This is a genomic window from Haladaptatus sp. SPP-AMP-3 (assembly GCF_049568665.1).
GTDB lineage: Archaea > Halobacteriota > Halobacteria > Halobacteriales > Haladaptataceae > Haladaptatus > Haladaptatus paucihalophilus.
On sequence record NZ_CP145897.1, the window covers coordinates 894,384 to 918,516 of the forward strand.

27 protein-coding genes and 1 tRNA gene are annotated in these 24,133 nt (G+C 62.8%); 17 read left to right on the forward strand and 11 right to left on the reverse strand.

Features of this window, described 5'->3' with window-relative positions; all coding sequences use genetic code 11:
* The first annotated feature begins 65 nt into the window (after window positions 1–65).
* The gene (locus tag V5735_RS05280) at window positions 66–1,103 is read left to right on the forward strand and encodes a ferredoxin--NADP reductase (RefSeq protein ID WP_423745399.1); all 1,038 of its coding nucleotides are present in this window, start codon (window positions 66–68) and stop codon (window positions 1,101–1,103) included.
* Window positions 1,104–1,138: 35 nt separating this feature from the next.
* On the opposite strand, the gene V5735_RS05285 is transcribed toward V5735_RS05280, so the two are convergent.
* Window positions 1,139–1,879 carry an SDR family oxidoreductase gene (locus tag V5735_RS05285; RefSeq protein ID WP_423745400.1) on the reverse strand — a complete coding sequence of 247 codons (741 nt, stop codon included), beginning with the start codon at window positions 1,877–1,879 and terminating at the stop codon, window positions 1,139–1,141.
* A 137-nt stretch (window positions 1,880–2,016) separates the two neighbouring features.
* Here V5735_RS05285 and V5735_RS05290 point away from each other — a divergent pair, with 137 nt between their 5' ends.
* The 3 genes from V5735_RS05290 to V5735_RS05300 all read left to right on the forward strand — a co-directional run bounded on the left by V5735_RS05290 (window position 2,017) and on the right by V5735_RS05300 (window position 4,612).
* Window positions 2,017–3,168 (forward strand): amidohydrolase family protein, encoded by a 1,152-nt coding sequence (locus tag V5735_RS05290; RefSeq protein WP_423745401.1) that lies wholly within the window; start codon window positions 2,017–2,019, stop codon window positions 3,166–3,168.
* A 50-nt stretch (window positions 3,169–3,218) separates the two neighbouring features.
* Window positions 3,219–4,406: a DUF7343 domain-containing protein gene (locus V5735_RS05295; RefSeq protein ID WP_423745402.1), complete on the forward strand. Its 1,188-nt coding sequence runs from the start codon at window positions 3,219–3,221 to the stop codon at window positions 4,404–4,406.
* Between the two features lie 131 nt (window positions 4,407–4,537).
* A tRNA-Glu gene (locus tag V5735_RS05300) sits at window positions 4,538–4,612 on the forward strand.
* Window positions 4,613–4,758: 146 nt separating this feature from the next.
* Here V5735_RS05300 and V5735_RS05305 read toward each other — a convergent pair.
* A complete protein-coding gene (locus V5735_RS05305) occupies window positions 4,759–4,992 on the reverse strand; it encodes a TRADD-N-associated membrane domain-containing protein (RefSeq protein WP_423745403.1) in 234 nt (77 codons plus the stop codon).
* A gap of 302 nt (window positions 4,993–5,294) precedes the next feature.
* On the opposite strand from V5735_RS05305, the gene V5735_RS05310 reads away from it, so the two are divergent.
* The 4 genes from V5735_RS05310 (at window position 5,295) to queC (ending at window position 8,743) form a co-directional block, all read left to right on the forward strand.
* Window positions 5,295–6,617, forward strand: a complete 1,323-nt coding sequence (locus V5735_RS05310) for a lamin tail domain-containing protein (protein ID WP_423745404.1) — start codon at window positions 5,295–5,297, stop codon at window positions 6,615–6,617.
* Between the two features lie 74 nt (window positions 6,618–6,691).
* Window positions 6,692–7,129: a 6-pyruvoyl trahydropterin synthase family protein gene (locus V5735_RS05315; protein ID WP_423745405.1), complete on the forward strand. Its 438-nt coding sequence runs from the start codon at window positions 6,692–6,694 to the stop codon at window positions 7,127–7,129.
* A 2-nt stretch (window positions 7,130–7,131) separates the two neighbouring features.
* On the forward strand, window positions 7,132–7,926 hold the full coding sequence (locus V5735_RS05320; protein ID WP_423745406.1) for a 7-carboxy-7-deazaguanine synthase QueE: 795 nt from the start codon (window positions 7,132–7,134) through the stop codon (window positions 7,924–7,926).
* A gap of 31 nt (window positions 7,927–7,957) precedes the next feature.
* On the forward strand, window positions 7,958–8,743 hold the full coding sequence (gene queC / locus V5735_RS05325) for a 7-cyano-7-deazaguanine synthase QueC (protein ID WP_423745407.1): 786 nt from the start codon (window positions 7,958–7,960) through the stop codon (window positions 8,741–8,743).
* Window positions 8,744–8,805: 62 nt separating this feature from the next.
* On the opposite strand, the gene V5735_RS05330 is transcribed toward queC, so the two are convergent.
* Genes V5735_RS05330 through V5735_RS05340 form a run of 3 tightly spaced genes read right to left on the reverse strand, consistent with a single transcriptional unit; the run spans window position 8,806 to window position 10,702 of the window.
* Complete coding sequence (locus V5735_RS05330; RefSeq protein WP_423745408.1) at window positions 8,806–9,729, reverse strand: DMT family transporter; 924 nt, start codon at window positions 9,727–9,729, stop codon at window positions 8,806–8,808.
* On the reverse strand, window positions 9,729–10,415 hold the full coding sequence (locus tag V5735_RS05335; RefSeq protein ID WP_423745409.1) for a type II CAAX prenyl endopeptidase Rce1 family protein: 687 nt from the start codon (window positions 10,413–10,415) through the stop codon (window positions 9,729–9,731). Before V5735_RS05335 ends, V5735_RS05330 begins: the two co-directional genes overlap by 1 nt.
* Window positions 10,412–10,702, reverse strand: a complete 291-nt coding sequence (locus V5735_RS05340) for a DUF5789 family protein (protein WP_423745410.1) — start codon at window positions 10,700–10,702, stop codon at window positions 10,412–10,414. Before V5735_RS05340 ends, V5735_RS05335 begins: the two co-directional genes overlap by 4 nt.
* A gap of 521 nt (window positions 10,703–11,223) precedes the next feature.
* Between V5735_RS05340 and V5735_RS05345 the strand changes: the two genes are divergently transcribed.
* On the forward strand, window positions 11,224–12,045 hold the full coding sequence (locus V5735_RS05345) for a DUF7139 domain-containing protein (protein ID WP_423745411.1): 822 nt from the start codon (window positions 11,224–11,226) through the stop codon (window positions 12,043–12,045).
* 8 nt (window positions 12,046–12,053) lie between these two features.
* On the opposite strand, the gene V5735_RS05350 is transcribed toward V5735_RS05345, so the two are convergent.
* From V5735_RS05350 to V5735_RS05360, 3 genes are read right to left on the reverse strand one after another with little or no spacing between them, the layout of a single operon-like run.
* On the reverse strand, window positions 12,054–12,488 hold the full coding sequence (locus V5735_RS05350) for a Mut7-C RNAse domain-containing protein (protein ID WP_423745412.1): 435 nt from the start codon (window positions 12,486–12,488) through the stop codon (window positions 12,054–12,056).
* A complete protein-coding gene (gene polX, locus V5735_RS05355) occupies window positions 12,488–14,227 on the reverse strand; it encodes a DNA polymerase/3'-5' exonuclease PolX (RefSeq protein ID WP_423745413.1) in 1,740 nt (579 codons plus the stop codon). Before polX ends, V5735_RS05350 begins: the two co-directional genes overlap by 1 nt.
* The gene (locus V5735_RS05360) at window positions 14,224–14,661 is read right to left on the reverse strand and encodes a DUF5788 family protein (protein WP_423745414.1); all 438 of its coding nucleotides are present in this window, start codon (window positions 14,659–14,661) and stop codon (window positions 14,224–14,226) included. Before V5735_RS05360 ends, polX begins: the two co-directional genes overlap by 4 nt.
* A gap of 117 nt (window positions 14,662–14,778) precedes the next feature.
* On the opposite strand from V5735_RS05360, the gene V5735_RS05365 reads away from it, so the two are divergent.
* The 4 genes from V5735_RS05365 (at window position 14,779) to V5735_RS05380 (ending at window position 18,197) form a co-directional block, all read left to right on the forward strand.
* Window positions 14,779–15,468 (forward strand): class I SAM-dependent methyltransferase, encoded by a 690-nt coding sequence (locus V5735_RS05365; protein WP_423745415.1) that lies wholly within the window; start codon window positions 14,779–14,781, stop codon window positions 15,466–15,468.
* A gap of 90 nt (window positions 15,469–15,558) precedes the next feature.
* The gene (locus V5735_RS05370) at window positions 15,559–16,452 is read left to right on the forward strand and encodes a rhomboid family intramembrane serine protease (protein ID WP_423745416.1); all 894 of its coding nucleotides are present in this window, start codon (window positions 15,559–15,561) and stop codon (window positions 16,450–16,452) included.
* Window positions 16,452–17,321, forward strand: a complete 870-nt coding sequence (locus V5735_RS05375; RefSeq protein ID WP_423745417.1) for an endonuclease V — start codon at window positions 16,452–16,454, stop codon at window positions 17,319–17,321. Before V5735_RS05370 ends, V5735_RS05375 begins: the two co-directional genes overlap by 1 nt.
* Before the next feature lie 24 nt (window positions 17,322–17,345).
* On the forward strand, window positions 17,346–18,197 hold the full coding sequence (locus tag V5735_RS05380; RefSeq protein ID WP_423745418.1) for an SDR family oxidoreductase: 852 nt from the start codon (window positions 17,346–17,348) through the stop codon (window positions 18,195–18,197).
* 39 nt (window positions 18,198–18,236) lie between these two features.
* On the opposite strand, the gene V5735_RS05385 is transcribed toward V5735_RS05380, so the two are convergent.
* Both V5735_RS05385 and V5735_RS05390 read right to left on the reverse strand, forming a co-directional pair.
* A complete protein-coding gene (locus V5735_RS05385) occupies window positions 18,237–19,277 on the reverse strand; it encodes an ArsA family ATPase (protein WP_423745419.1) in 1,041 nt (346 codons plus the stop codon).
* 649 nt (window positions 19,278–19,926) lie between these two features.
* Window positions 19,927–21,033 carry a pyridoxal phosphate-dependent aminotransferase gene (locus V5735_RS05390; protein ID WP_423745420.1) on the reverse strand — a complete coding sequence of 369 codons (1,107 nt, stop codon included), beginning with the start codon at window positions 21,031–21,033 and terminating at the stop codon, window positions 19,927–19,929.
* A gap of 99 nt (window positions 21,034–21,132) precedes the next feature.
* Between V5735_RS05390 and V5735_RS05395 the strand changes: the two genes are divergently transcribed.
* On the forward strand, window positions 21,133–21,636 hold the full coding sequence (locus V5735_RS05395) for a CinA family protein (RefSeq protein WP_423745421.1): 504 nt from the start codon (window positions 21,133–21,135) through the stop codon (window positions 21,634–21,636).
* A gap of 41 nt (window positions 21,637–21,677) precedes the next feature.
* Window positions 21,678–22,157, forward strand: coding sequence for a metal-dependent hydrolase (locus V5735_RS05400; RefSeq protein WP_423745422.1), 480 nt, complete (start codon window positions 21,678–21,680; stop codon window positions 22,155–22,157).
* 3 nt (window positions 22,158–22,160) lie between these two features.
* Here the strand turns inward: V5735_RS05400 and V5735_RS05405 are convergent, their stop codons facing one another.
* Window positions 22,161–22,895, reverse strand: coding sequence for a PHP-associated domain-containing protein (locus V5735_RS05405; protein WP_423745994.1), 735 nt, complete (start codon window positions 22,893–22,895; stop codon window positions 22,161–22,163).
* Window positions 22,896–23,090: 195 nt separating this feature from the next.
* On the opposite strand from V5735_RS05405, the gene V5735_RS05410 reads away from it, so the two are divergent.
* Window positions 23,091–23,726, forward strand: a complete 636-nt coding sequence (locus V5735_RS05410) for an HAD family hydrolase (RefSeq protein ID WP_423745423.1) — start codon at window positions 23,091–23,093, stop codon at window positions 23,724–23,726.
* Window positions 23,727–23,775: 49 nt separating this feature from the next.
* Window positions 23,776–24,084, forward strand: a complete 309-nt coding sequence (locus V5735_RS05415; protein ID WP_423745424.1) for a DUF7565 family protein — start codon at window positions 23,776–23,778, stop codon at window positions 24,082–24,084.
* The last annotated feature ends 49 nt before the right edge of the window (window positions 24,085–24,133 follow it).

Genomic DNA, 24,133 nt, shown 5'->3' on the forward strand with positions numbered 1-24,133 from the left:
TCACCGACTTTCGAAACGGCGAGAAGCGTTTTACCGCTCGCACCCGTCGCGGTACACGGGCGGCTATGGAGATTCCATCACAGCACTCACAACACAGACGGGCGGAAGAGCTGCCGCTGGTGACGGATTCCGCGAGAGTCGAGCGCGTGGAGGCCCTCGACGAGGACCGTACCGAGCGCGTCGTCGAACGGGCCGCGGAACTCCTCGACGTGCACGGCCGCGAGGAGTGGGCCGAGCGAGTCCAGTCCGAGGACGCCGACTGGGACGAACTGGTATCGGTGATAGAGGGCGAAGAGCGCGGCCACGAGAACCTGCTGACCGAACTCTCGTCGCTGAAAGATCGCTATCAGCGACCGTTTTCGTCGCTGATGAGCGTCGCCATCGACTTCGAGGAGGAGTTCGACTTCGTGCCCGGCCAGTACGCCACGATGCGCTACGAACACACGCCGCGGCCGTACTCCATCGCCAGTTCGCCGAACGCGGACGGCATCGAACTCTGCGTTCGACGGGTGCCACACGGCCGCCTCACGTCGAAGCTGTTCGAAGACCTCTCGGAGGGCGACCGGGTGACGGTTCGGGGACCGAACGGCGATTTCGTCCTCGAAGAACCGTCCGGCCGGGACATGGCCTTCCTCGCCACGGGGACGGGCGTCGCGCCACTCCGGAGTATGATTAAGTACACCTTCGAGGAAGGCCGCGACGAGTACGAGGGCGAACGGCGGGACGTGTGGCTCTTTCTGGGCGCGTCGTGGAAGGACGACTTGGCCTACCGCGAGGAGTTCGAGGAACTGGACGACGAACACGAGAACTTCCACTTCGTCCCGACCTGCTCGCGCGAGGAGTACCTCACCGACTGGGAGGGCGAAACCGATTACGTCCAGCAGACGCTCGTGAAATATCTCGTCGAGGGAGCCGAGGAGAACCTCTCCGACGACCTCGCGGAGTACACCGCGGAACCGGCCTACGATATCGATGCACGAATCGACCCCGGCGGCCTCGAAGTGTACGCCTGCGGCGTCAACGCCATGGTGTCGATGCTCGCGGGCGCGGCGCGGGACCTCGGCGTCCCCGAAGACCACGTGCAGTACGAGGGATACGGATAGTCGGAGCGCCGAAAATCACGACGGCGAAAGCTGCCCTAAAAGCCCGAAAACTTGTCCCGACGGTAAACGTCGATTTCGCTGACCGTCGAGTTCTCCTGTCCCGCCGCGAACGCGATAGCGTCGGCTATCTCCTCGGGTTCGGTGACGCCGCCGGGTTCGAACCGCTCCTCGAACGGTTCGCCGTCCTCGGAGCCGAACTCCGTCCGAACTTCGGTGGGGTTGACGACCGTAACCGCCACGCCGTCCTCGCCGACGCGACCTTCGAGACTGTGGGCGAACCCCCGCACCCACCACTTCGTCGCGGCGTAGACGGGGTTGAACGGGCGGGGGTACTGGCCCGCGAAGCTTCCGACGAATATCAGATTGCCCGCGGAGTCGCGGAGGTGCGGAAGTGCGGCCCGCGTGACGAAGAAGACGCCATCGACGTTCGTGTCCTGCATCGCACGAAACTCCTCGGTCGAGAGGCCCTCGACGGCTTCGCCGCGCGCGAGTCCCGCGTTGTTCACGAGTACGTCGAGGCCGCCGAGCGCGGACACCGCCTCCTCGACCATCGACTCGACGGCCGACTCGTCGCGCACGTCGACGGGACAAACCGCGGTTTCGACGCCGTACTCCGCTTCCAGCGCGTCCGCGATGTCGGCCAGTTCCGATTCGCGTCTCGCGGCGAGCGCGACGTTCGCACCGTCGCGGGCGAGGGCGTGTGCGGTCGCCCGTCCGATGCCCGAACTCGCGCCGGTTATCAGCGCGTTCCGCTCCGAACTGTCGGTTTCGTCCATACACCTTCGTTCAGAGGGTAGCTAATTGCCTCTTTCGCCCACCGTGCTGACGTTCCGTCGCCCACGTCGCTGACACCCTCACCGTCTCACCCTGCCGCGACCCGGATGGTTATCACGTAGCGCGTCTCACACCGCTCATGCTCGTACTCCGAGGTGCTGATATCGTAGACGCGACCGGTATTCGGGACGCCGATGTCGCGGTCGAAAACGGCGAAATCGTCTCGGTGGGGGACGTTCCCGAGGCCGACGAGGAGATAGACGTGAGCGGGAAGTTCGTCGCGCCAGGTCTCATCGACTCGCACATTCACGCCTCGATGGACGGCCGACCGGACGTGACCACGATGAATCACGACAGTGAGATGATGCTATCGTATCGCGCGACGGCGAACCTCCGCGACGCGCTCCACGCCGGGGTGACGTCGGTTCGTGACCTCGGCTCGCCGACGACGCTCGCGCTAGACGCCGGAAAAGCGGTCGAAGCCGGACTCATCGACGGGCCGCGAGTCGTCGCCTGCGGTCAGAACGTCGTGATGACCGGCGGCCACGGCCACTGGTTCGGGCGCGAAGCGGATGGCGAAGCGGAAGTCAAAAAGGCCGTCCGAGAACAGCTCAAGCGCGGCGCGGGAGTTATCAAGTGCATGGCGACCGGCGGCGTCCTCACGGAGGGTGCGGTCACCGGCTCGCCCGAATTCGACGAAGCCGAGTTGAACACGCTCGTCGAAACCGCCGCCGCGAAACACGTGCCGACGGCGGCTCACGCCCACGGGACGGAAGGCATCAAGAACGCCGTCAAGGCCGGTATTTCGAGCATCGAACACGGGACGTTCATGGACCGCGAAGCGGCCGAAATGATGGCCGACCGAGGGACCTACTGGGTGCCGACTGCGAAGGCGCTCCACGGAATCGTCGAGCAGGGGACGGACGCCGGAATCCCTCCCTACGCGGTCGAGAAGGCGGAGGAAGCGGGCGACGCCTTCGAAGACGCGTTCCGGCACGCGCTCGAAGCGGGCGTGACGATAGCGATGGGAACCGACGCCGGAACGCCGTTCAACTTCCACCGCGACATCCCGGAAGAACTCGAACTGATGGTCGAGTACGGTCTCTCGCCGGACGGCGCGCTCGAGGCGGCGACGGTCAACGCGGCCGACCTCCTCGGGCTATCGGACGTCGGACTGGTCGAGGAGGGATATCGTGCCGACCTCGTGGTTCTTGATACTAATCCTCGCACCGACGAAACGGCGTGGCAGAACCCCGCAACGGTCGTGTCCAATGGTAACATAGTTCGTTGACGACCGCACGTCACAAGGTCTTTTATATCCGGCCATGGACGATAAGGTACATGAGACGGCTCCTGGCTGTCGGCCTCATCACGGTGCTGCTCATCGCGTCGTTTCCCACGTTCGGGACGGCCCAGAGCAACGCCCCGACTCCGCAGAAGATCACTACCTCCCAGGAGTTCGATGACGTCGAATTTCACATTCTCGTCCACAGTGATAGCACTGCAATATGGACATTCCGCTACGAAAAAACGTTAGAAACGCAACAAGAACGCAAGCAGTTCGAGGAGTTCGCACAGAACTTCAACACCTCCGACACGGAACTGTATAAGAATTTCAGGGAGAACGCGGTCGAACTGACCTCGACGGCGAACAACCGAACGAAACGGAAGATGACCGCTGGTAACTTCTCCAAGCGGGCCTTCATCAACCAAGCGGGACTGACCGGAGACACGACCCGCGGCGTCGTCGAGATGTCGTTCCGATGGTCGGGATTCGCTTACGGCAGCGGCAACACGACGGTCTTCGGTGACGTATTTCAAGGGGGACTCTACCTCGGAGATAATCAGAAGCTCGTCGTCTATCCCGCGGACGGTATGTCCTTCAAATCCGCACAACCGCCGAAGGGACGAAGCATAGCGGGCGATACGCTGGCGGAAAGCGATTCCGTCTCGTGGTCCGGTCCCCGTGAGTTCAACGACCAGCGACCGATGGTGAAGTTCTCCTCGCCACCCCAGTCGAGTTCGTCCACGAGCACGACATCGACCACGGGCGGCGCGAACGTGCCACCGGGGAGCGGCGACGAGAGGTCCGACTCGAACTCGCCGATGATGTTCTTCATCGCGGCGCTCGTCGTCCTCATCGGCTTGGCCGCGGTGTTCGCGTGGCGACAAGGAAGCCTCGGCTCGCTGTCCTCCGGTCGTAGTACCCCGAGTGGTGGAGGCGGAGGCGGCGGTGCCGGTGGATCCGCCGCAACCGAATCGACCACCAACTCCGCCGAACCGGCGGTCAGCGACGAGGAACTGCTGACCGACGAGGCACGGGTGAAAAAGCTACTCCGCGAGAACGGCGGCCGGATGAAACAGGTCAACATCGTGGACGAAACCGGCTGGTCGAAATCCAAAGTCAGCATGCTGCTCTCCGAGATGGAGGAGGACGGCGAGATAAGCAAACTCCGCGTCGGCCGCGAGAACATCATCAGCCTCGACGGCCACGAACCCGACGCCGCCGGGTCGCCGCTCGACAGATAAGGGTCGTTTTTTCGGATAATCGCTCCGTCGAGAGCCGCGCCTGTTCGCGTTTCTGAATGTGTGACCGACAGCCACGGCGCTCTCGAAACGCAACTGTTAAACAGTCCGTGCGATTACGAATGAGTACGCGCGCTCCGTTGGTGTAGTCCGGCCAATCATCTTGCCCTCTCACGGCAAGGACCAGGGTTCGAATCCCTGACGGAGCATTTTCAGGAAGTAAACGTCCGAGCGACAGCGAGGCGTTTGCGAACTCGAAATGCGAAAGGTTTGAATCCCAAGAGATGAGGTTACACTTCCCTTCGTTTTCGAGTCAGAACACAATTCGTGGAATCTCGACTGCAGTGCGATAGTGTCAGGCGTCCTCGTTGGCCCGCTTGCTCTGTTTGGCGATGAATTTCGAGACGACGGTAATGTCGAGGATGCCAGCGGCGATGGCAAGCAGTGCAATGAGGGGGTCATCTATCAGCACGAACAGTGCGATTCCGACGAAAATCACCATAACCCCGCTTCCCATTATCAGATACCGAAGTTTGGTGTGATCTTCGAGGTCGGCAAAATTTTGCAGGTTTTCGACAGTACTTCCCATACTACACGATTGTAATACGAACGAAATATATTCGTTACGATTGAAATGTGTGGCCGAAATATAGCCGCGATCATCCGAGAGTGGGGGCCAACCGCCCATGCGAACGATGTGCGTCGTCCCAATGGCGCAGTGGAAACGACCGGGAATACAAACGGGTTGGCAATAGATGACAATTGACCAATCATTTTATCCGTCTCGAGATAGTGACTGTTCGCAAGGGGTGGGAAGAAACGTGCGTGCTCAGTGCATATGTTTCATCAACCGAACGGTTCCAACCAGACAAGAATCTCTGACTTGGAGCGATGGCTGAACCTGGTTCCGAGAAGAGCGGCATCGATTTGGTAGTGGAAGAGTCGGGGAACGTCGAGGAGTTCTCCCGCCAGCGCGCCGAACAACTCAACGAGAAAGCGAGTACTTTGTACGGGTATCTCGTCGGCGGAACCGGCGTGTTTGCCGGAGTCACCGCGCTTTTGAGTTTTCTGGGGTTCCCCGGAGTCGGCACAATCGGCATTTCGTTTTTCAAATATCTAGTCCACTCGCTGTACATCAAATTCGGATTGGTTCTGTATGCAACGTCCATCGTTTACGCCCTGTTCGTGAGCACCATTACCGGTGTTGCGGGGCACGCCGATTCGTCCACGTTGCGGGCTTTGTCCCATCGGCACATCGATTCGGACCAATTCAAACGAGAGCTTATCCGGACGCGTATCGATAACGTCTCGATCAACACATCGTACGTCAAACAGAAAGCCGTCCTCTTGGTGAGCGCCCTCCTCTCGCTCATCTTTTCGGCGACGCTTCTCGTCATCGGTGTTTTCGTTGCGATAGAGAAGCTCGAACAGAGCACTGCCGGAGACAAACTAATCTACGTCATTGGGGACCCTACACAAACCTATCCGGTCGATTTCACGCTTCTACTGTCGGTTTTCGTGCTGACCACGCTCTTTGCGTACTTTCCGAGAACGGTCAGGATTACCTCGACCCGCTACGATACGGACGAACCGTTCTCGTGGTCGGTGGTGCCAGAACACCTCTCCATCGACTCGATACTGAAACACAGTCCGTACCTTCCCTACACTGTCTTGATAGAACTGTTAGCAGTGTTCCTGTATCTCTCGACGAAACGACCGGGTGGGGGGGTCGGTGAACCGGTTCTGAGCGAACTCGTCCTCGTCGTCATACTGACGTTCGTCGCGTTGAGCGCGATTCATTTGGTTGTACACTGGTTGCGAGCTATGCAAAAAGCGGGCAGGGAGAACGGTGGAAAAGAGTCCGACGAGACTGGATTAGAGCTATTCCATGCCAACACGACCTCCCGACGGGGGAGACTGAATGATGAACACATCGCGTTTCGAAACACGACGGACAAACCGTTGAACATCTCCAATTGGTCCGTCCGGGATTCGGCGGGTCATCGATATGATTTCCCGAAAGGGACGATACTGGGTCCCGAGGAAGTCGTGCGACTACACACCGGAAACGAGGGCGAAGGGGAAAGTCAACACTGGTCGGACGCAGTAAATGCCGTTTATTGGGGGTCAGACCGGCCGATTTGGAACGACGACGGGGATACAGTGTTGGTCCGCGATAGAGACGGGACCACGATTCTGGAGACGGAAATCTAAGGTCCCCACACCCATCTCACCCCACGACCGATTGAGAGTGATGCGTTTAAGTATTCTCTCGATAATCTCCGAATATGCCTACATCTTTACTCGAATCATCTCACGAACGAACGCTTCACATCGGGCGCGACCGCCCGATTCGCATCAGCGCGGGTCATCGATTGTTACACCACGACGGGAAATGCAGCCGACCGCACGGCCACAACTACGAAATCGAGGTAACCGTCACCGGTGAACTCACCGAAGAGGGGTGGGTCGTGGACAAGGGAGATATTACTGCGATACTCTCCGAGTGGGACCACATGTTCCTGCTGGAGAAGGGCGACCCACTCGTGGACGCCTTCGAGGAGAGCGGCGACGGGTCGGCGGTCGTCCTCTTCGAGGACCCGCCGACGGCGGAAGTGATGAGCCTCGAACTCGAACGCCGGTTCCGCGAGGAACTGCCGAAGAACGTCTCCGAGGTGGCGGTCGAAGTGAGCGAGACCGCGGAACTCTGCGGCGGCCACGTCTAACCATGCCCGTGAACGCGACCGAACAGAGTGACGGGGAACGCGCCGACGCAGAGCGCGAGGGGGCGAACTCGGACGAACCGTCGCTGCCCATCAACGAGTTGTTCTACTCGCTACAGGGGGAGGGAACGCTCGCGGGCGTTCCGAGCGTGTTTGTTCGGACGAGCGGCTGTAACCTCCGCTGTTGGTTCTGCGATTCGTATCACACCTCGTGGGAACCGACGCACGCCCGGATGACGGTGGACGAAATCGTCGCGGAGGTCGAATCCTACGACGAGAACCACGTCGTCCTCACGGGCGGCGAACCGCTGGTACACGAGGCGTCCGTCACCCTGCTCGACCGCCTCTCGGAGAGGGGCTATCACACGACGGTCGAGACGAACGGGACGATATTCCGCGACGCCCCCATCGACTTGGCGAGCGTCAGCCCGAAACTGGCCTCCTCGACGCCGACGCCCGAGAACGACCCGAAAGGCGACGGCGAGTGGGAGGACCGACACGAGGACCGGCGAATCGACGTGGAGACGCTCGCGGCGCTGGTGGACGCCTACGACACTCAGATGAAGTTCGTCGTCACCGACGACGGCGACCTCGAAGAAATCGAGGAATTGGTTTCGGACGTTCGCGCGACTGCCGACGAACCGCTCTCCGATACCGATGTGCTCCTGATGCCGGAAGGAGCGACCCGCGAGCAACTCGACGAAACCCGCGAGCGAGTCGCGGAACTGGCGATGGAGTACGGCTACCGCTACACGCCGCGACTGCACGTCGACCTGTGGAACGACGCACCGGGTACCTGAACGACGACAGAACATACGTAGCAACGATACCATGACACGAAACGACACAACCGACGAGGCGAACGAAAACGAGACGACCGCCAGCGGAACGACCGCCAGCGGGACGACCGACCGCAAGGTGACAGATACCGACCGACCCGAAAAGCGGGCGGTCATCCTCGCTTCCGGCGGGATGGACAGCGCCACGGCCGCGTACGAAGCGCGCGAACGGGGGTACGAACCGTTCTTCCTGCACACGTCCTACGGCCAGCGGACCGAAGGCAAGGAGTTCGACTGTGCGAAACAGCAGGCCGACGAACTCGACGCCGGATTCCTCCACGTCGAGACGAGCCACCTCGCCACGATAGGGGGGTCCAGCCTCACCGACGACGAGATGACCGTGGAGGACGCCGACTTGGAGAGCGACGAAGTGCCCGACACCTACGTCCCGTTCCGGAACGCGAACCTGCTTTCGATGGCCGTCTCCTGTGCGGAAGCGAACGATTGTGACGCCGTGTTCATCGGCGCGCACAGCGAGGATTTCTCGGGGTATCCGGACTGCCGCCCGCAGTTCTTCGAGGCGTTTCAGGCCGTCGTCGAGACGGGGACGAAGGACGACACGTCCATCGAACTCGTCGCGCCGTTCGTCGAGTTCAGCAAGACCGACATCGCGGAACGCGGGGTCGAACTCGACGTGCCGTACGAACTGACGTGGAGTTGCTACCGCGCGGAAGAACCCGCCTGTGGCACCTGTGATTCCTGTGCGCTCCGCCTGCAAGCCTTCCAGAACGTCGGCGAGCGCGACCCCATCGAGTACGAAGAGCGACCGAGCTACTGACTACTGACGGTTCGGGGCCGAAGTACCGACCGTCCCGTCCGAACTACTGGTTCCCGTCCGAATTACCGGCTTTCTCGTCCGGTCGAGGCGACGTAGATGCCGCCGAGGACGACGGCACCGCCGACCATCGTCGCGACGCCCGGTACCTGTCCGAGGATAACCAACGCGAGCACCGTGCTGCCGACGGGTTCGCCGAGGAGCGTGACGCTCACGACGCTCGATTCGACGTATTTCAGCGCCCAGTTGATGACGGTGTGACCGAAGATGCCGGGACCGACGGCCATGCCCAAAAACAGCACCCACTCCGTCGGTCGGTACGCGGCGAGGGAAACCTGCGCGCCGCTCGTCAGCGCGGCACCGAACAGCACGACCGTGGAGACGCCGTACACCACGGTCACGTAGGGAATCAGGGACACGCGCTGTCGGAGCGACCGCCCGGCGAGGACGTAGCCCGCCGCCGCAATCGCCCCCACGACCGCCAGCCCGTTGCCGTAGAGCGGGCGTTGCCCCGCGACCGTCGCGGGTGAGAGGAAGTCGCCGAACGACATCGCCACCATCCCGAGCAGTGCGACGAGGATGCCGACCATCGTTTTCCGCGTAACGCGCTCGTCCAGCAGCGCCCACGCGCCGAACGCGACGAACAGCGGTTGTGACTGAACGAGCGTCACGGACGCGGCGACCGTGGTCCAGTCCAAACTCTCGAACCACGCGATGAAGTGCCCGGCGAGGGCACACCCGGTGACGACCGCGATGAGCAAGTCCCGCGGCGAGAACGTCCGGAGGTCGTCCCGGTAGCGCGTGACCGCGAACGGCGCGAGCAACAGCGTCGTGAACAGCGACCGGTACAGCGCCTTGACGATGCTCGGCGCGTTGCTGAGTTCGATGAGGATGGCGCTCGTGCTCACCGCGACGATGGCGACGGCGAGCGCCGTCATCGGGGACACTTCATCTTCCATCCGCTCGACCATCCCGACCATGCCGAACATCACAGATGCACCGGAAGCCACGACAGCCAGTTCAACACGGTATCCTGTGCGATGAGCGGTTCGTGAAGCACCAACCAGTCGAGGAGCATCAGGCCGATGCCGTGGGCGACGACGGACGGTAACACCGAATCACAGTTGTAATCCACCGCGCCGAACAGCACGTCCGTCGGTCCCGAGAGGATGACCTCGACCGGCGGCTTACCCAAGTGGTGAAACGCGTAGATTATCGGACTCACGAAGACGCTCTTGAAACCTATCTTCCGAACGCCGACGCAGAGAAAGCCGCGATAGTACGTTTCGGCGGCGAGAACGACGATGAACTGCTTCACCGCGTGCGGGAGAAAGCTACCGAGCGCGGCGTTCGTCTCCCACATCGGGTAGTAGGTCCGAATCGTCGGGAGCGACGACCCGACGACGTATACCGGGATGACGAACGCCGCGAGAACGAGCGTGTTGCGAATCGCTTTCCGGTTCACCCGATAGCCGATGTGGCGACCGTGCGTCACCGCGAGCGCGCCGGGAATGGCGATGTACAACGTCACGTCGCGGAAAACGCGGAGGTTCAGGCTCCCGCCGGTGCTCGGCCAGTACGACCACGCGACCGCGATGAGCGCCCCGACGAGGAGCGACAACCGCACCCACGTCAGGCCGAACGTTCGCTCCCCGACGGTCCGGGAGAAGTTCACGAATCGTCGGCGGTGGGAATCGGTCCGGTTCCGATGGCGTCCTCGACGGCGTTGGTGAACTCCTGTTCGCTCTGGAAGTACGTTTCGTCGACCGCTTCCAGCACGTCGGCCAGGTCCTGCGGGCCGTCCGGGGTCCGAATCGTCTCGCCTCCCTCCTTTCGTTCGATTTCGCTCTTCTGGATGGGCCAGAACAACCGCGAGGTGACTCGTGCGAGCGGTGCGCCATCGACGGGGTCGCGCTCGCCGAGTTCGACAGCGGGCCCTTCGTCTTCGGTATCGTCAGCCATACTGGGGCGTTTGGCAGGGTGGGGATTAGGTTTTTCGAACCCACCTTTTGCCGCGGTCGGGAGCCGAATCCGGCGCGAATCGCGCCGGATTCGGCCTTCCTCCCTTGCAAAAGCTGGACCAAAAGCCGGTGTCACCCCCTCTTGCGCGTCTTCGACGCGCATTCAGGGATTCCTCGGCCCGGAAAATCAAAGATTTTCCGGGGAGGGAAGGGTTCCGGTGGTTGTGTCATCGGCAGATTTCCGGTGGTTGTGTCATTGGCGGACTCTTGCTGTTTGTGAAAATCCCGATTTCCGGCGGTCGTGTCACCGGCCTATCGATCCCTCCGGTTGCTGTCTCGGTTTCCGTCGAACGTCATCTTCGGAGGCGCTCAGTACGGCGTTTTGTCGGAAATAATTTCGGTTCGAGTTGGTCAGTAATACCGTCTGTGTACGCGACTTTTCCCGTTTTCGTGGTTGAAATCAAACGATAGTGATACCTGTCTGACGCAGTTGTTTAGTAGGAGGCCTCCAATGGCAGACACATGACAAGCCTCGGGGAAACGTACGAAGGGCACGGCGGCGTGAAAAAACGCCCCCGACGCCTCTATCTCGGCGTCGGCCTGTTTCTCGTCGGGTCGTTGCTCGTCGTCGTGGGTATCCTCGCGGCGACGACGAACAGTTTCGCGGCGATGGGTCTCGACAGCTACGGGTCGTACAGACTCGCGGGCATCACCGCCGGGTTGGGCGTCCCCGCCGTCTTCGTCGGCGTGTTCGTCGTTCTCCCCGCCACGAGCGACCGCGTGCGGGCGGCGGCGGCCATCGGGTCCAGCATCACGATTCTCGGCGTCGCCATGTTCTGGTACGCCTACCCGCAACACTGGCGCGGACACGGCGAACACCTGACCCTGCCCGTCGTCGCGGTGTACTTCACCGGCCTCATCACGACGTTCTGGTGTCTGTTCACCGCCGTCGTGAACTTCAAGACGCGAAACGACCCCGGCGGAACCGTCACGATGGAGGTCACGCGCAAGGGCGAGACGAAAATCGTCGAAGTCGAGAAATCCAGCGGTCTCGGCGGCATCGGCGTCTTCGGCAACGACCCGGCCGGTACCGAAGCCGTCAGCGACGGCGGCGCGGCGAGCGACGACATCTCCTCGCCCATGGACGCAGGTGAGGGGACCACCGCGACGCCCCCGGCCGAATCGAACTCGGCGGCCCCGACGAACCCGACGGACGCCTACTGCGGCAACTGCGCCCACTTCGATTACGTCCGCACCGACTCCGGCATGACGCCCTACTGCGGCCTGCACGACCAGCGGATGACCGACATGGACGCCTGCGAGCGGTGGGAATCGAACCGGTAGAAAAACCCCTACAACTCCGAAAGCGTCCGCTCGACCGACTCCCAGTGGCTCCCTTTCCAGAACCGTTTTCCGCAGTCCCGACACCGCCAGACGGGTTTCCCGTCCGGCGCGTGGTCTGGCGCGGGTCCGTCGTCCCGAACCAGTTTCCCGTTACAGGAAGAACATCGCGCGGGGTCGGAAAGCGAGAGGCCCACCCCGTCGTTCCGGAGTTCGCGGAGTTGGTCGCGCACGTCGAGCGATTCGATGAGGAGGACGTCGTCGGCGCGCTCGGCCAATTGCACGTCCCGCGTAACGAGCGTCCTGTCCTCCGCTTTGGCCAGTTCGAGAATCTCGTCGTCCGCCTCGACGCCCCTGTCCAGCGCGTAGGCCGCATCGTACCCGCACATGCGGAGGTACGTCGAGAGCGCCCCGTGCATCACGTCGAGAAAGAATCGGCGACTCATCAATGAAGGAACTCGCGGACGCCCGCCGCGTCGCGGGCGTTGAGCACGTCCGCGGCCTCGGCCCATCCCCGTCGCGCGGTGTGAACGCCGTACCTGACGTTTCGGTATTCCGCGGGGCTGTGAGCGTCGGTGTCGATGGCGATGGTGACACCTTCCTCCACCGCAACCTGCACCGCGGCACCCCAGAGGTCGAGTCGGTGGGGATTGCTGTTGATTTCCAGCGCGACGCCGTTGTCGGCGGCGGCGCGCGCAACCGCTCGAACGTCGAAATCGTGACCGGGACGGCGATTGATGAGACGACCGCTCGGATGGCCCAGGATATCGACGCTCGGGTGCTCTATCGCTCGAATAAGGCGGTCGGTCCCGTCGCCGTCGAGACCGCTGTGCGGCGAGGCGACCACGATGTCCAAGTCGGCGAGCACGTTGTCGCCGACGCTGATTCCCCCGTCCGGGTCGATGTTCGCCTCGACGCCCGTGAACACGTTGATGGCGGCATCCTCGGCGACCGCTCGAACCTCGTCTATCTGTTCTTCGAGTTCCTCGTCGTCCAAGCCGACGCCGCCGACCATGCCCGAACCCGTCGCGTGGTCGGAGACGGCGATGTAGTCGTGGCCGAAGTCGGCCGCTCCATCGACCATCTCCGCAATGGTGTGGTTCCCGTCGGACCAGTTCGTGTGCAGGTGCAGGTCCCCGCGCACGTCGCCTTCTTCGATGAGGTTCGGCAGATCCCCGGCGAGGGCGGCGTCGATTTCGCCGTTGTCCTCGCGCATTTCGGGTGCAATCAGGGGCAAACCGAGGGCGTCGTACATGCTGGCTTCCGTCTCGCCCGCGACGCGCTCGCCGACGCGCTGGCCCGCGTCGGGGTTCTCGACATCACTCACATCGAACACGCCGTACTCGTTCACCTTGTAGCCCCGCTCTATCGCGTAGTTTCTGAGGGTGATGTTGTGATTTTTGCTCCCCGTGAAGTACTGGAGGGCGCTGCCGAACTCCTCGGGAACGACGACCCGGAGGTCGATGCGCATGTCGGAGACGCGGACGGCGGCCTTGTCCGTCCCCGCCTCGATGACCTCCGTCGCCCGCCCCCAGTCGGTGAAGGCGTCGATGACCGCCTCCTTCTCCTCGCTCTCGGCGAGCACGTCGATGTCGCCGATGGTCTCGCGCCAGCGGCGGAGCGACCCGGCGAGTTCGTGTCGCCCGACGGCCGGTATCTCGTCGAAGAAGGCGAGCACCTGCTCGCCGACCGGACGGGCGTCGCCGAGCAGTTCCCGCCCTCGAACCGTCCGCGCGAACTCGATGCCGTCGAGGATGTTCTGCTCCGATTTGGGACCGTAGCCCTTTATCTCCCGAATCTTCCCCTCGCGGGCGGCGTCCTCCAAATCGTCCAGCGTCTGCACGCCGAGTTCGTGATAGAGGTCGCCGACCGTCTTCGGGCCGACGCCCTCGACGCGCGTCAGTTCCGCCATCTCGACCGGGAGGTTCGCGCGTTCTTCTTCGAGTTCCTCGATTTCACCCGTCTCAAAGTACTCGATAACCTTGCTCGCGATGGAGTCGCCGACCTGCGGGATTTGCCCGACGGCATCGGGACCCTCGGCCGCCAACTCCTCGATGTCCTCGGGGTAGTCGCGGATGTTGTCGGCGGCGCGGCGATAGGCCTGTGGCTTGTACTGCACGTCCTGTGCTTCGACCAAATCGGCGTACTCCTCGAACAGCGCCGCGACTTCGGCGTTTCGAGTCATAGTCGAGACCGTTTTCCGGCGCTCTCCTTCCCGAGCGCTTTCTGGAGGAACGACACCCACCGCTTCTGGTCGGCGGCCTCCTTCGCCTTCTCTTCGGCTTCGAGGTTCGTCGTCCCGAGGCTTTCGAGCGCGTTCAGCGCTCGGTCGATGCCGATGATGCTCTCGACCAGTCGCTCGCCCTCCTCGAAACTGATGTCCGCCTCTTCGAGTCGTTCCTTGCGCTGGAGCCGTTCACGGCGGAGGTTCGTCTTCGCCTGCTCCACGCGCTCCCGTTCTCCCGCGGGAACCGTGTCCAGCCGCTTGATTTCGAAGACGAACTCCCGGAGGTCGATGTCCTGTCCCTGGACCGAAATCGTCTCGGGAATCGATGCGCCGACGGTCGCGCCCTCCCGCTCGACCCGTTCCAGCAATCCTTTGCGTTCGTACCCCTTCACACACCATACTCGTCGTCGTGAGGGCAAAAACCTCATGCCCTATGCGTTTCGGTCATAATCCACCCCGCTCGAATGAGGCCAGAAAAAGCATTACTCGGTTCGCCGATTACTGGTGCCATGAAAAAGCCCGGCGAAGTGTTCGCGGATTCGAGCCTCTACGACCCCGGTATCGAGGCCATCGTCCCGCGGTACGACGAGCTCCACGACGCGATTCTGAACTCGCCGCCACAGGACCGGACCGAGGAGATACGCGTCCTCGAACTCGGGGCGGGGACGGGCGAACTCACGGCGAAACTGCTGACCCGCTTCCCCGAGAGTACGGTCCTCGCGGTGGACCACAGCGAGGGGATGCTCGCCGAGGCCGAGCGCAAACTGGAGACGTTCGGGGAGCGCGCCGACATCGTGCAGGGAACCTTCCCGGACGACTATCCGACGGCGAGCGACGAGTTCGACCTCGTAATCACCTCGCTCGCGGTCCACCACCTTCCGTCGGCGGAAAAACGGAGCCTCTTCGATTCGCTCGCCGACGCACTCGTTCCCGGCGGGTGGTTCGTCAACGGCGACGTGATTCGATTCGACGCGTCGCACCTCGAAACGCTCTCGTCGGCGATGATAGCGAACTGGGTGCGCTCGAAGGGCTGGGAGGAAGAGGAGTTCATGAACCGCTGGCAGGCCAGCGACGAGTTCGACGACCCGGACGCGCTGACGGACCAACTGCTGTGGCTTCGGGAGGCCGGGTTCGAGTCGGTGACGTCGGTCTGGCAGTACTACAACTTCGCCGTCTACGGCGCGCGGAAACCGGCTTGAAGGCCATTCGTTCGGTCGTCGCGTTCTCCCCTAATTCTCGCATCCCCTTCACCCAAACCCATTTGGCCTATCGGTTCAAACCATGGACTAATGGCGCAATGCGACGTGTGTGGGCAGGACGAGAACATGCCGTACCAGTGTCGAATGTGCGGCGGGACGTTCTGCGCCGAACACCGACTGCCGGAAAACCACTCCTGTCCGGGGTTGAACAAGTGGAACGACCCGAAGGGAGTGTTCGACAGCGGCTTCGACGATAGCGCGAACAAGCAGGGCGGTGGCCGGTTCAGCGTGGACACGAGTCCCGGCGGACCGCTGAGCTACTTCCGCGGGAACATGACGTTCGTGTTCCTCACGCTGATGGTGGGAACGTTCATCGCCGAGGTGTTCGTCATCAACGTCATGGGCGACGCCCAGTTGTTCTCCGAACTGTTCGTCCTCCAATCGACACACATCGGACGGGTTTGGACGTGGGTCACGTCCATCTTCGCTCACAACCCGACCGGCTTCACGCACATCCTGTTCAACGGCATCGCGCTGTACTTCTTCGGCCCCGTGTTGGAACGGCGCATCGGGAGCAAGAAGTTCACGGCACTGTTCCTCGGCAGCGGCATCCTCGCCGGGTTGGCGCAGGTCGGCATCGTCGCGATGATGGGAAGCACCTCCGCCGTTCTCGGCGCGAGCGGCGCTATCATGGCGGTCATGGGCGTCCTCACGGTGCTGAACCCGAACATGAAGATTCTCATCTACTTCATCATCCCGATGCCCCTCTGGCTCGCGACGGCCCTCTTCGCCGTCTACTCCGGATTCGCCAGCGTCATCGGCGGTGCGGGTGCGGGCGGCGTCGCCCAACTGGCCCACCTCACCGGACTGGGAATCGGTCTGCTCTACGGCGCGAAACTGAAGAGGGAAGGAAAACGAGGCCCCTCCGAGTTGGACATCGGCGGGCGGCGGGGCGGCGGCATGGGCGGACGTAGACGGTTCTAATGCACCTCGCCCATCCCGAGTTCGCGCCGGACGCTTCGCTGTCGCGCGAAGAGATGGAGGAACTCCAGCACGAGGTGGCCGACGCGGCGATTTTCGAGGACGCGTTCGAGTTCGACCCCGAGAGCGTCCGCGCCGAACCGACGGACGACGCACAGACTCACCTCCCGACGGGCGAGGATGAGGACAAGGACGAGGATGAGAACGAGGACGAGGACGACGATTCGGACGTCGCCGTGCCCACCGAGTCCCCCGAATCCCCCGTCGTCGTCGGCGTGGACCAAGCGTTCGTCGGCGACCTCGCGGTGAGCGCTGTCGTCGCGTCGCGGGACGGCGAAGTTGTCGAGCGCGCCCACGCGGCGGTCGAGACGGAGATTCCGTATATCCCCGGCCTGCTGTCGTTTCGGGAGGGGACGGCGATTCTACGCGCCTTCGAGGAACTGACCGTGGAACCGGACCTCGCAATCGTGGACGGGAGCGGACGGATTCACTTCCGGGAGGCCGGAATCGCCACGCACATCGGCGTGATGCTCGACTTGCCCGCCATCGGCGTCGCGAAAAACCTCCTCTGTGGCGACCTCCGCGACCCGCCAGAGGGACACATGGCGGAAGGCGACCGCGTTCCCGTGGTGGCAAACTCGCGGGTCGGCGCGCCCGACGGGACGGTCATCGGCTACGCGCTCCAGTCGCGCCAGTATCCGAACCCCGAGACGCGTCACGTCAACCCGCTGTACGTCAGTCCCGGCCATCGAGTGAGCGCCGAGACGGCCGCGGAACTGGTCTGGCGACTCTGTGCCGGGTACAAACTTCCCGAACCGACGCGGCGGGCTGACGCGTACGCCGATGAAGTGAAGGAAACCGTTGATACTTAGCCACCCCCGTCCGAAGGAAACCCCATGGATGAGACTGTGCTGATAACCGGCTGTTCGTCGGGCATCGGACGGGAAACCGCCCTGTCGTTCCTCGCGGACGGCTGGGAGGTGTACGCGACCGCCCGGAACCCCGCCGACATTCAGACGCTCGGGGAGAAGGGATGTCACATTTCGACGCTCGACGTCACCGACGACGACGACGTAGAGCGCGTCATCGACGAAATCATCGACGAGCACGGTCATCTCGACTGTCTCGTCAACAACGCGGGGTACGCCCAACCCGGCCCGGTCGAGGACGTGCCGATAGAACAGGTCCACGCGCAGTTCGACGTGAACGTCTACGGACCGCTTCGACTGGCGCGGGCCGCGCTGTCCCACATGCGGGAGCGCGGGAAGGGGACCATCGTCAACGTCTCCAGCGCGGTCGGCCGCGTGGCCGTCCCCGGCATGGGAATCTACAGCGGGTCGAAGTTCGCGCTGGAAGGCATCTCGGACTCGCTCCGCGGCGAAGTCGACGAGTACGACGTCGACGTCGTGCTCGTCGAACCCGGTCCGGTCGATACCGAGTTTTACGACCGGGCGAGTGACGAAATCGAAGGCGTCGAGCGCTCCGGCGGCTACGACCGCTTCTACGAGATGTACGGCGACCGGCAGGCCGTCGACGGCGGCATGCCCGGCGCGGTTCACCCGAAAGAGGTCGCGGACACCATCCTCGACGCGGCGAACGTCCAACATCCGGACGCCCGGTATCCGGTCGGGACGGTGGCCCAGCTCACCGACTACGCGCGCATCCTCCCCGCGTCGTGGCTCGACAAGCTGTACGGGACGGTTTCCGAGCTTTCGACAAGCGACTGGGTGAAGAAGTTCTTCGACTGATTCCGAATCCGATTCGAAACGCCTTCCGTGCGGAGCGCGTCAGTCCAAGCAAGCGGCGACGACGCGCAACATCTCCTCGCCGCGAACTTCGTCGGCGAACAGCGGGACGCGCTTGATGGTGTGGCCGCGGAACACGTCCTGTGCTTCCCGGAGCGCACCCTGCTGGACCTCCCACCGTTGCTGACAGAACTCACACTCCTCCAAATTCGGCGTCGCAAACCGACTCGAATCGACCGAATCGGTCACGTCGGCGAGGTTCTCCATTACGCGGTTGACGATGACCGTCCCGACGGGAATGCCGAACTCGTCGAGTTGCGCGAGCAGGCGCTTCGATTCGAACACGCTCATCTCCTCGGGGATCATGACGACGCGGAAGTCCGTCTTCGACGGGTCCCGGAGCGTCCGACGGAGGTCCTGAATCCGCTCTTTGAACGCGTCCAGGTCGTCCATTCCCTCCTCCGGGTCGTCGGCACCGCCGCCGAACATCCCCTTCACGCCGTCCATCATGCCTTGGAACCGCTGTCGAAGGCTCATCATCCGACCGACCATCGTGTCCATCAGTTCGGGGAGTTCGAGCAATCGAAGGGTGTGGCCCGTCGGCGCGGTGTCCACCACGACCCGCTCGAATCGCTCGTCGTCCAGAAATTCCAGCAGTTTCTGCATCGCCGCCGCCTCGTCCGCGCCGGGCATCGCCCCGCCCAGCAGCGAGGCCATCGGGCCGTCGTCCTCGTCGCCGAGCATCCCGCCGAGGGGGTTCTCGCCGCCGAGCATTCCGGCCTGCTCTTCCAGCGCGACGTCCGGGTCGATTTCGGCGGCGTACAGCGGTATCTCCTCCCGAATTCGCGTCGCCTCCGACGGGATGTCGTACTCGAACGTGTCCGACAGAGAATGCGCCGGGTCGGTCGAGACGACCAAGGTTCGGGTTCCGTCGCGCGCGCTCGCCAGCGCGGTCGCGGCGGCCATCGTCGTCTTCCCCACGCCGCCTTTCCCGCCGTAGAGAACGTACTCGGGTGCGTCGATACCCGCTGGAACGACATCCTCATCGATTCGTTCGACGGGTTCGACGTCGATTTCTGCCATACCGGGAGCTATCGGTTGCGGGTTTACGTACCTTCTGTTGTCCGCGTATCAGGGTCGAACGGTTCTGCTTCGACGTGATAATCCCGATAGAGAGAAAGAAACGACGAGACGATACGGACTGCAAGAGTTCCCACCTCGCTTGCTACGGAATGGTTCCAGTTGTGATGGGTACGTTTAAATGGAGATACTGAAGACTCCCGAAAGCCTCCACCCGGTCGCGGTCGTTCAGCGACATCTCTCCGTCGGCGCAAACCGCGCGCCTCCTCCGAGAGGGGTCGCCGAGCCGACCACGCAAACGTGACCGGGCGGCCCCTTTCAGTCCTCCCAGACACAATGACAGCAACCGCATCAGCCTCTCCCTCCCCCAACCGATTGCGCGCTTCGCTTCGCTCCAGTGCTCACCTCTCGCATGATAACCCGCAGGTTCGTGGCCGACCGCTGGCCGCGAACCTACTGGCGCACGCGCCGACGTGGGTCGTCCGGTTTCGCGCACCCGTTTTCACCGTAGAGCGTATCGGCCCCCGCCTCTCACGAGCATTTAAATACGAAGCCGAAACCAACCTCGGTGGACGAGTTCGGGTTGCGGAGTTCCGGGCGGTTCGCAACCCACAGTCTGCCTAACCCAAATCGGGTGCGCCAATCGGGCGAGTCAGCGGTCGCTGAAGTAGTCCGCGAGTCGTTCGGCCGCCTCTTCGGCGCGGGGGGTGACGAGCGCGAAGCGAACCCAGTCGTCGCGCGAGGAGCCGAAGGCTTCGCCGGGCATGCCAGCCACGCCCGCCTCGTCGATGAGTTTCTCGACGTTCGAGAGCGTGCCGGGGAAGTCGGGGAACCGCGCCATGACGTAGAAGGCACCGTCCGGCGTGGTGTAGTCCGCCCCCGCCGCATCGAGCGCGTCGGTGAACGTCTCGATGCGCGATTCGAGGAGCCCGCGGTTTTCCTCGTAGTACTCCCGCGTCGTCTCGCGGAGCGCGTGGAGCACCGCGTACTGCGACGGCCTGCTTCCGGCCACGTTCGTCAGCATGTGGCGCGTCTTCGCCACGTCCACGAGGTCCGGCGGGAAAATCGCGTAGCCGACCCGGAAGCCGGTGATGGCCAACGACTTGGAAAACGAGTTCGTGACGACGCGGTGGTCCGAATCGAACGTCAACGCGCTGGTGAACTTCCCGGAGAAGTCGAAGTGGTCGTACACCTCGTCGCTCACGAGGAGCGCGTCGTACTCCTCGGCGATTTCTACGAATTCGCGCATCGACTCCTCGTCGTACACCGCACCGGTCGGGTTGTTCGGCGAGTTGACGACGATTCCGGCGGTGTCCTCGCTCGCCGCCTCTCGAACGTCGTCGGGGTCGAGCGTGCCGTCCTCGGCGGTGGCGACGAAGCGCTGTTTCGCATCCAGCATCGTCGTCTTGCCGGGGTAGTACGGATACACCGGGTCGGTGAGAATGAACTCGTCGCCCGCTTCGCGCTCCATCGCCCGCGCCATAGCGAGATAGTTAGCCTCGCCGCCGCCAGCGGTCACGACCACCTGAGAAACATCGACGTCGCGCCGCGCGGCTATCTCCTCCCGGAGTTCGAACAACCCCTCGCTCGGCGGATACTGGAAATCCGCTCCCCCGAGGTCGGCGTACTCGTGAAGCCCCTCGGCGATGCCGGGCGGCGACCCCCAGTCGGGGTTCCCGCTCACCATATCGATGACGTCGCGGTCGGCGTCCGTCGCGTATGACATCACGTGAAAGAACAGCGGCGTGTCGTAGTTCATACCGCACGATTGCAGCACTGCCAAGTCTTTCTTTCGCCCACGACTACATCCGCCGGTCCGACCCGCACTTTCTTTCTCGCCCGCCCCGTCCACTCCCGCATGAGCACGAACGACGACGCCATCGAGAAGCGGGTCGGAGACGCTCTCCGCGAGTCGGGCGCGACGGTCGCAACCGCCGAGTCCTGTACTGGCGGCCTCATCGGGTCGCTGTTGACGGACGTACCGGGGTCGAGCGACTACTTCGACCGGGGACTCGTCACCTACTCGTACGACGCGAAGATGGAACACGTCGGCGTCACGCGCGAGGCGCTGGACGAACACGGTGCCGTGAGCGAACCCGTCGCCCGGCAGATGGCCCGTGGCGTGCGCGACGTCGCGGGGACGACGTGGAGCGTCGCCACGACCGGCATCGCGGGACCGACTGGGGGCACGGAGGACAAACCCGTTGGAACCGTCTTCATCGGGGTCGCCCACGCCGGTGAATGGGGGAGCGGCGAGAGCTATTCGTCGGTTGCGCGCCACGAGTTCGACGGGTCGAGACAGGAGATAAAGGCAAAAATAGCGCGACAGGCCCTCTCCGACCTCTTCGTCGAGCTGGAGTGAAAGGGAAAACCTTGATAGTGCGGGGTGGGACCTGCAACCGAATGAATCGAAAGGAACACGTCATGAACGCGGCACTTCTCGGTATCGGTCTCGGATACGTCCTTCATCCGACGGGGGACACGACCACGTTCTACACCATCGTCGAGGTCGGCGTTCCGGTCATCCTCGGTGCGCTCTTTCCCGACGTGGATACCGCGTTCGGCAAACACCGGAAGACGCTCCACAACCTGCCGGTGCTCGCGCTGTTCTACGTCTTTCCGATGGTGTTCGGGAACTTGCAGTTCGTCTGGATCGGCATCCTCACCCACTACGCCCTCGACATGCTCGGAAGCAAGCGCGGTCTCGCGCTGTTCTATCCGTACGAGAAGGAGTTCGGCGCGCCGTTCGGCGTTTCGGTGAGCAGCAACTACGCGACGATGGTTACGCTGGCGGTGACGGCCTTCGAATTGGTCGTCGCGGCGCTCTTCGTCAATCGGCAGTTCCTCGTCCACGCCGGACTCACGGCAGTCGGGATCCAGTAGGTCTCAATAAACGCTGATATCGTCGAATTGTCCGTCGTAGGCCTCGTGGTCGGGATGCGTCGGCTCCATTCCTGAGAGGACGAGTCGGTCGATTTTCTTCCACGAGTTCTCCCACCCGAGGTGCGCGAACTCCACCCGTCGCCGAAGTTCGTGGCTTCGGCCCGTGCGGTGGACGACGCGCGTCACGTTCCCCGTCCGGAGTTGCTCGACCAACTCGGCTTCCGTTTCGATGGGGGTGTCGAACGCCGTCCACACCTCGCCGATGGTGTCGCGGAGATGGGCGTACGACGACCCGAACGCGGATTTGTCGGTTGTTTCGACGATGGCTTTCGCCCGACGGTTGTGTCGCTCCCAGTGTTTCGGGTTGTACGTCTCGACGGCGTGAATCACGTCGCTGTGGACGCGAATATCGGCCTCCGAGACGCCCACGCTCAAGAACTCGGGGTGAGGTATCAAGACCGCGGCGTTCTGCCGCTCGAACTCTGCCATCGCGCCGGTGAGCGTGATGAAATCCGGAACGGGTTCGTCGAGGCCGATGGCGAGGACGTGTTTTCGGTTCCGCCACGTCCCGGTGAACACCTCGCGTGCGGGAACGACGAGCAAGTCATCGTCGGAGAATCGCTCCGCCCGTCGACGAATCTCGGGAAGGCGGACGAAGTGCGGCGCGTACACCAACGCGTCGAGGCCGCGTTGCTTCGCCCGCCGGACGACCTTCTCGTCTAGCACTTTGACGTGCATGTCTACCCTGAACTCGTCGCGGTCGGTCACATTCGTTCGTTTCGCGCGTCGAACGATAGGGGTTCTGGTTTCGAAAGTACGCGGTTAATCGAACGAATAATCGTGTTCGATACTCGTTGGGTGGTCCGGCCTCTTCACCCCGTCACCCCACTTCCGTCCAAAAGTACAAACCGTTCCGTTCGAAATCGCTACTTGATGGTAACATGTTATTTTGACCTCGACGGCACGCTGGTACGCCACACGGCGTCGTTCGAGGAGATGTTCGTCGCGGCGCGGGAGGGTCTGGGTATCCCCGACCGCGACAGGCTTCACGATAGCTACGTGACGGCGTTTCTCGACTACTTCTCGGCGTGTAACGACGAGCCGTATCGGGCCGCGATGAGCGACATCTGCGCCGAGTTCGACCTCCCGACCGACAGTGAGACGTTCGCGGACGCGCGAATCGAGGCGGAACTCGAACGGACCGAACTCGTTTCCGGCGTGCACGAACTGCTCACGGACCTCGAAACCGACCACACGCTCGGCGTCCTGACGAACGGCGTCGGACGCGTCCAGCGCGAGAAGTTGCGACGCCACGGTCTGTTCGAGTACTTCGATGCCGAAATCATCTCCTGCGAAGTCGGGGTGAGCAAACCCGACGCGGAAATCTTCGAACTGGCTCGACGGGAGTTGCCCGGCGAGGAGTACGCGTTCGTCGCGGACGACCTCGAACGCGACGTTCTCCCGGCGCAGGCCGTCGGATTCACGGGGGTGTGGATTTCGGAGACGGACGGTTCGCGGGCGGACGCGTCCATCGATGCGCTCTCGGAAGTTCGACCCGCTCTCGCCTGACGAGCAAGAAACAGTTATATCATGGGAATTAGAGAATCAACACACGAAGATGAGCGCTTGGGAATGTGACATCGACGGCTGTGGTGAACGGTTCGACAGCGTCGAAGACGCTATCGTCCACCAGACTTCGGAGCACGAACGCCAGGAGTGCAAAGTCTGCGGGGCGGTCGTCCCGGACGGCTACTTCGCCATCCGCCACGCCTTCGACGAGCACTCACGCGCCGAGTACGTGCGTGCGTACGACGCGGATTCGAGCGACGTGCGGACGCGCGAGCGAATCCGCGACGAAATCGAGGAGACGGCGGACCTCGAGGGAGTCGTCTCCCGACTCGACCTCACGGGAAGCGAACTGCCTTGAGTATGTAATAAACTATTTTGAGGCGCGTGCGCAACCTTTGCCACATGGA

What these genes read in the sequence shown, in the direction of transcription:
- V5735_RS05305 (WP_423745403.1), bottom strand. Translation starts at nt 4,992, where the DNA reads ATGGGAAGTACTGTCGAAAACCTGCAAAATTTTGCCGACCTCGAAGAT.
- V5735_RS05405 (WP_423745994.1), bottom strand. Translation starts at nt 22,895, where the DNA reads ATGCACGTCAAAGTGCTAGACGAGAAGGTCGTCCGGCGGGCGAAGCAA.
- V5735_RS05370 (WP_423745416.1), top strand. Translation starts at nt 15,559, where the DNA reads ATGGCGCAATGCGACGTGTGTGGGCAGGACGAGAACATGCCGTACCAG.
- V5735_RS05340 (WP_423745410.1), bottom strand. Translation starts at nt 10,702, where the DNA reads ATGGCTGACGATACCGAAGACGAAGGGCCCGCTGTCGAACTCGGCGAG.
- V5735_RS05290 (WP_423745401.1), top strand. Translation starts at nt 2,017, where the DNA reads ATGCTCGTACTCCGAGGTGCTGATATCGTAGACGCGACCGGTATTCGG.
- V5735_RS05380 (WP_423745418.1), top strand. Translation starts at nt 17,346, where the DNA reads ATGGATGAGACTGTGCTGATAACCGGCTGTTCGTCGGGCATCGGACGG.
- V5735_RS05375 (WP_423745417.1), top strand. Translation starts at nt 16,452, where the DNA reads ATGCACCTCGCCCATCCCGAGTTCGCGCCGGACGCTTCGCTGTCGCGC.
- V5735_RS05320 (WP_423745406.1), top strand. Translation starts at nt 7,132, where the DNA reads ATGCCCGTGAACGCGACCGAACAGAGTGACGGGGAACGCGCCGACGCA.
- V5735_RS05385 (WP_423745419.1), bottom strand. Translation starts at nt 19,277, where the DNA reads ATGGCAGAAATCGACGTCGAACCCGTCGAACGAATCGATGAGGATGTC.
- V5735_RS05310 (WP_423745404.1), top strand. Translation starts at nt 5,295, where the DNA reads ATGGCTGAACCTGGTTCCGAGAAGAGCGGCATCGATTTGGTAGTGGAA.
- V5735_RS05400 (WP_423745422.1), top strand. Translation starts at nt 21,678, where the DNA reads ATGAATCGAAAGGAACACGTCATGAACGCGGCACTTCTCGGTATCGGT.
- V5735_RS05410 (WP_423745423.1), top strand. Translation starts at nt 23,091, where the DNA reads ATGGTAACATGTTATTTTGACCTCGACGGCACGCTGGTACGCCACACG.
- V5735_RS05350 (WP_423745412.1), bottom strand. Translation starts at nt 12,488, where the DNA reads ATGAGTCGCCGATTCTTTCTCGACGTGATGCACGGGGCGCTCTCGACG.
- V5735_RS05285 (WP_423745400.1), bottom strand. Translation starts at nt 1,879, where the DNA reads ATGGACGAAACCGACAGTTCGGAGCGGAACGCGCTGATAACCGGCGCG.
- V5735_RS05345 (WP_423745411.1), top strand. Translation starts at nt 11,224, where the DNA reads ATGACAAGCCTCGGGGAAACGTACGAAGGGCACGGCGGCGTGAAAAAA.
- V5735_RS05330 (WP_423745408.1), bottom strand. Translation starts at nt 9,729, where the DNA reads ATGTTCGGCATGGTCGGGATGGTCGAGCGGATGGAAGATGAAGTGTCC.
- V5735_RS05415 (WP_423745424.1), top strand. Translation starts at nt 23,776, where the DNA reads ATGAGCGCTTGGGAATGTGACATCGACGGCTGTGGTGAACGGTTCGAC.
- V5735_RS05365 (WP_423745415.1), top strand. Translation starts at nt 14,779, where the DNA reads ATGAAAAAGCCCGGCGAAGTGTTCGCGGATTCGAGCCTCTACGACCCC.
- V5735_RS05315 (WP_423745405.1), top strand. Translation starts at nt 6,692, where the DNA reads ATGCCTACATCTTTACTCGAATCATCTCACGAACGAACGCTTCACATC.
- polX (WP_423745413.1), bottom strand. Translation starts at nt 14,227, where the DNA reads ATGACTCGAAACGCCGAAGTCGCGGCGCTGTTCGAGGAGTACGCCGAT.
- queC (WP_423745407.1), top strand. Translation starts at nt 7,958, where the DNA reads ATGACACGAAACGACACAACCGACGAGGCGAACGAAAACGAGACGACC.
- V5735_RS05295 (WP_423745402.1), top strand. Translation starts at nt 3,219, where the DNA reads ATGAGACGGCTCCTGGCTGTCGGCCTCATCACGGTGCTGCTCATCGCG.
- V5735_RS05390 (WP_423745420.1), bottom strand. Translation starts at nt 21,033, where the DNA reads ATGAACTACGACACGCCGCTGTTCTTTCACGTGATGTCATACGCGACG.
- V5735_RS05280 (WP_423745399.1), top strand. Translation starts at nt 66, where the DNA reads ATGGAGATTCCATCACAGCACTCACAACACAGACGGGCGGAAGAGCTG.
- V5735_RS05395 (WP_423745421.1), top strand. Translation starts at nt 21,133, where the DNA reads ATGAGCACGAACGACGACGCCATCGAGAAGCGGGTCGGAGACGCTCTC.